General features: G+C 72.8%; 3 protein-coding genes. 2 read left to right on the top strand and 1 reads right to left on the bottom strand.

Going from position 1 to position 2,982, the window contains the following annotated elements; translation table 11 throughout:
* Positions 1-332, bottom strand: a 332-nt coding sequence (locus KBX53_RS27895) for a hypothetical protein (protein WP_210862511.1), incomplete at its 3' end; no start/stop codon positions are given.
* Between the two features lie 303 nt (positions 333-635).
* On the opposite strand from KBX53_RS27895, the gene KBX53_RS27890 reads away from it, so the two are divergent.
* Positions 636-1,592, top strand: a complete 957-nt coding sequence (locus KBX53_RS27890) for a cyclase family protein (protein ID WP_309140872.1) — start codon at positions 636-638, stop codon at positions 1,590-1,592.
* Positions 1,593-1,645: 53 nt separating this feature from the next.
* Positions 1,646-2,557 carry an AraC family transcriptional regulator gene (locus KBX53_RS36590; protein WP_247676332.1) on the top strand — a complete coding sequence of 304 codons (912 nt, stop codon included), beginning with the start codon at positions 1,646-1,648 and terminating at the stop codon, positions 2,555-2,557.
* Positions 2,558-2,982: the final 425 nt, after the last annotated feature.

Genomic DNA, 2,982 nt, shown 5'->3' with positions numbered 1-2,982 from the left:
GCCAGCCGTCGACCCACGGGGTCCGAGCGTGGGGAGAGCCGCTCGTGCGGCAGCGTCTCCCAGGAGGGGCAGACCACTACCTGTTCGGCCGGCAGCAGCCCACCGAGCGCGGCGGCCAGGTCGTCGGCCTCCCGGGTGGTGGCGGTCACCGCGAGCACCGGGCGCCCGGCCCCGTCGTTGTCGGCGGCGACCGCCGCGACGGCGAACGGGCGCAGCGCCGCCGGGGCGGTGATGTCGAGGCCGTCTACCTGGGCGGCACCGGAGCGCGCCAGGTCACGCGCCCGGGCCAGCCCGGGGTCGGCCAGGGCGGCGGAAAACAGACCGGTGAGCAAGGGAAATCCTTCCCGGGGAGTCGACGCACACGACGGCGGCCCCTCGTCCAGTCGGACGGGGGGTGCACGACAACAAGCCTAGCCCCGTCGACCGACAGTCACCCCCTTCCGCCCAGGTCCACGCCGCCCCGCGCCTCGCGCCTCGCGCCTCGCGCCTCGCGCCTCGCGCCTCGCGCCTCGCGCCGAAGATCGTGCTCGAACCAGGATGTAGTGGCCTCAGCGACGCGCCGATGCCACTACATCCTGGATATTGCGAGATCTTGGGACCGCGCCGCCCGGCGCCACCAGCCCTCGCAGCGGATCTTGACCAAGTCGCGGCTGGCGTGGTCGGGTTTCGGGATGGGTGAGCAGTGGCGGGCACAGTTCGACGCGGAGGTGAGCTTCGCCAACGGCGGCGGGCTGCGTACCGAGGGGTTCCGACTGGACATTCCCGGTCGGGAGATCAGCGACGACGACCTGGCGGCGTTGTTCGTCCGGCACCTCGGGCTACTGATGGTGGCCGAGGTTCGGATCAGCGCCAAGACGATCATCGAGGAACCGCACAAGGGCGGCCGGGGCGTCGCCGTCGATCAGCCGACGTCCGGCCGCAGGCTGGTCGAGCTGAGCCACGTGATCAGCGAAGGGATGACCACCCTGCCCGGTTGGCCGGGCCCCCGGATCACCGACTGGTTGACCTTCGCCGCCTCCCGGGAGCGGTACGCCCCGGGCACCGAGTTCCACGTGGCCCGAATCGACATGATCGCCAACACCGGCACGTACCTGGACACGCCCGCCCACCGATGGGCCGGCCGGGACGACCTGACCGCTGTGTCGCTGGACCGTCTCGCCGACCTACCGGGGGTGGTGGTCCGGGTGCCGGCCGGCATCCGCGCGGTTGACCGGCTCATGCTGGCCCCGTACGAGGTGGCCGGTCGGGCGGTGTTGCTGCACACCGGGTGGGATGCGCACTTCGGCACCGAGCGGTACGGCGCGCCGGAAGCGCCGTACCTGACCGGGGACGCCGCCCAGGCGCTTGTCGAGGCTGGGGCGGCGCTGGTCGGCATCGACTCGATCAACATCGACGACATGGGCCCGGCTGCCGCCGGCGTACGCCCCGCGCACAGCGCACTGCTCGCCGCCGGCATCCCGATCGTGGAGCACCTGACCGGCCTGGGCGCGTTGCCGCCGAGCGGGTTCCGGTTCACGGCGGCCCCGCCGATGGTGGCCGGCATGGGCACCTTCCCCGTTCGCGCCTTCGCCGTCGTCGCCGCTGGCACGTGAGGCCCGACACCAGCGACACCTGACCCACCACCGTCACGTCTGGGGAGGGAACGATGCCCGCCGAGGGAGTCGGCAGTGATCCGCGTCGCCGCACCACACCCGCCCGGTGGCGGGTGCTGGGGCACCCGGAGGGGCTGCTCGTCTACCAGGCGCGGTGCATCGTGGAGGACCACGGCTGGACGGAGTCCACCGTCGTGGACCGGCACAAGGTCATCCTGGGCCGTTCCGGGGCGTACCGGCGGCGGCTCAACGGTCGGGTCGAGCTCTCCGACGCCACCTCGGTGCTGCTCACCCGCCCCGGCGACGAACTCGCCGTGGCCCACCCGTTCGGCTGCGGTGACTCGTACACCTGCCTGGAGATCGACCCGGTGGTGCTGGCGGCCCGCCCGGACGCGGAGGGTTGGCTGGACCGGGGTGGGTGGTCCGGATCCTCCGACGCGGCGCTGGACCTGGCGCACCGGCTTCTGGTGGCGGAGTTCCGGCGCGGGCTGGACGGGTTCGAGATGGCCGAGCGGCTGCACCGGTTCCTGACCCACCTGCTGCGGCACAGCCCGCTCGGCGCGGACGAGGGGCTCGACCCGGCGGTCCGCCGTCGACCGGCGACGCTGGTCGCCCACCGGCGGTTGGCCGACCGGGCTCGGGAGGTGCTGGCCAACTCCGGTTTCACGCTCAGCCTGGACGAGGTCGCCCGGGAGGTGGGCAGCTCGCCGCACCACCTCAGCCGGGTCTTCCACCGGATGACCGGCAGCAGCCTGACCAGTTACCGGAACCGGCTGCGGGTACGGGCGGTGCTGGACACGCTCGCCGAGCCCGACGGTCGTCCGCTCGGTGCGTTGGCCACCGAGTACGGGTTCGCTGACCAGGCACACCTGACCCGGGTGGTCCGGGAGCAGGTGGGCCATCCACCGGCCCGCCTGCGCCGGTTGCTCACCCCCACGGGCGAGACCCGGACCGGGTCGGGCTGACCCGTCGGCGGGTGCGGACACCGTCGAGGAGGCCCCGTCAGCGGACCTGCGGCGCCCTCTCGGGCACGTGCGACCGGGGGCGTCGGGCCTCCCCGAACAGGCCCGCGTGCCCCCGTCGCCAGGACGGAGTCCGGTCCGGCAGGAACCATCCTCGGGCCGTCGGGCCGCCGCGTCTTGAAGAAAATTGCTCAGTAGCGCCCTATGTTCCGATCCCGGCGCACACCACCGTCTGCCCGCGCGGACCGATCATGGTGGTTGAGATCACGCCGCAAAACACACGTCCGGAGGCAGTGGATCACCCGGGGGCCCTCCAGACATCCGGTCCGCGCGGATACCATCCAGTAAGTCGGACAGCGCTGTCCTTCGTACCCACGCAAGGGAGCGCATCGTGACCGACCAGCACGACCACGACGGCCCGGACGCCG

Origin of the sequence: Micromonospora sp. M51, from assembly GCF_018070305.1 — a bacterium.
Taxonomy (GTDB): domain Bacteria; phylum Actinomycetota; class Actinomycetes; order Mycobacteriales; family Micromonosporaceae; genus Micromonospora; species Micromonospora parva.
Note: the sequence above shows the minus strand (reverse complement) of the source record. Positions and strands in the feature narration are given on the sequence as shown.

Bases quoted from the DNA above. Each gene is read 5' to 3' on its own strand.
- KBX53_RS36590 (WP_247676332.1), top strand. From the start codon at position 1,646: ATGCCCGCCGAGGGAGTCGGCAGTGATCCGCGTCGCCGCACCACACCC.